Consider the following 2,020-nt stretch of genomic DNA (forward strand, 5'->3'; position numbering starts at 1 on the left):
TTGTAAGATTTTTGGGCTGATAGTAGCTATAACAGTAATTGCTGTTTCAGGAGGTGTTTTATTAAAAAGGACGATAACGGAATCACCAGAAGACACACTTGTGGAATATATGAACCATATTGAAAAAAAGGAATATGAAGTAATGTATACTATGATAGATTCAGATGAAAAAGTTTATCCGACAAAAGAAGAATACATACAACGAAATTCTAAGATATACGAAGGAATAGAGGTCAGTGACATTAAAATCAGTCATATAGCTGTGAAAGAGAAAAAAGCAGATACAGTTACGCTTTCGTATGAAACATCATGTAATACAATTGCCGGAACAATACAATTTGACAATATGGCGGAACTGAAGAAGACGAAACAGGGATATAAATTAGTATGGCAGGATAGCCTGATTTTTCCAGATTTAGAGAGTGATGATAAAATAAGTGTTACTACATCAAAAGCGGAGAGAGGAGAAATATTAGACCGAGATGGTAAAATGCTTGCAGGAAAAGGAGTAGCAACATCAGTTGGCATTATACCGGGAAAGCTGGAAGACAGGAATGTATCTATTGAAAAAATAGCGGAGTTATTAGAGATAGATGTAGAAACAATAAATAACAAACTCACAGCAAAGTGGGTAAAAGAAGATTCTTTTGTACCAATTGAAACTATTCCGAAAGTAGAAGAAATAGATTTAATGAAAATACAGCCAGAAGAAAAGACACTTGAGGAGCAGGATTGTCAGAATAAACTTTTGGAAATTCCAGGGGTTATGCTATCAGATGTGGAAGTTAGAACCTATGAGTTAGGGGAGGCAGCAGCTCATTTAATTGGTTATGTACAGTCTGCAACAGCAGAAGATTTGGAAAATCATCCAGGGGAAGGATATTCAGCAGAAAGTGTAATCGGAAGATCTGGGGTGGAAAAGTTATACGAAAAGCAATTAAAAGGAAAAGATGGTTGTGATATAAAGATTTTGGATAGTGATGGGAAAGTAAAAGAGGTTCTTGCAAGTATTTTTAAAGAAGATGGTATGGATATAAGATTAACGATAGATTCCGATTTGCAAAAATCATTATACGAGCAGTTTAAAGAAGATCCGGGGTGTTCTGTCGCAATGAATCCTTATACGGGAGAAGTATTGGCTTTGGTAAGTACCCCATCTTATGATAATAATGAATTTATACGGGGCTTATCATCAGAGAAATGGACATCATTAAACGAAGATGAAAAGAAGCCATTATATAATCGTTTTCGTCAAGTATGGTGTCCTGGCTCAACATTTAAACCAGTTGTGGCAGGAATTGGGTTGAAAACGGGAAGCATAGATCCAAAAGAAGATTTTGGAAATGAAGGTTTGGCATGGCAGAAAGATTCGTCTTGGGGATCTTATCAAGTGACAACACTTCATGAATATGAACCGGTTATTATGAAAAATGCAATTATCTATTCTGATAATATTTATTTTGCAAAGGCAGCTCTTAAAATTGGTAGTGAGAATTTCATGAATACTTTAAATGAAATAGGATTTAATCAGAATATGCCGTTTGAGATTGCGATGCAGGAATCAACATATTCCAATACAGATAAAATAGAAACAGAAATACAATTGGCAGATAGTGGTTATGGGCAAGGGCAGATTCTTGTAAATCCATTACATCTGGCAAGTATTTATACTTCATTTTTAAATGAAGGGAATATGATAAAACCGTATTTGAAATACAAAGAAGAAGCATCCGGTGAAACATGGATAGAAAATGCGTTTAGTAAAGAAAATGTAGAAGAAATTATGCAAGGGGTGGAAGGTGTTGTAAATGATCCGGAAGGAACCGGATATGCTGCACATCGTGACGATATTTTGCTGGCTGGAAAAACAGGGACAGCCGAGTTGAAGGCAACGAAAGAAGATACTTCTGGCAAAGAAATCGGGTGGTTTTCGGTGTTTACGGCAGATAAAAGCGTGGACAAACCAATTCTTCTTATCAGTATGGTTGAGAATGTGAAAGGAATCGGTGGAAGTGGTTAT

The 2,020-nt window shown here is 35.9% G+C and carries 1 protein-coding gene; it reads left to right on the forward strand.

Features of this window, described 5'->3' with window-relative positions; genetic code table 11:
• On the forward strand, positions 1–2,020 hold a 2,020-nt coding region (locus LI149_RS14930; protein ID WP_227143603.1), incomplete at both ends, for a penicillin-binding transpeptidase domain-containing protein.

This window comes from Dorea sp. 210702-DFI.3.17 (assembly GCF_020560825.1).
In the GTDB taxonomy this organism is placed as follows: Bacteria; Bacillota; Clostridia; order Lachnospirales; family Lachnospiraceae; genus Dorea; species Dorea formicigenerans.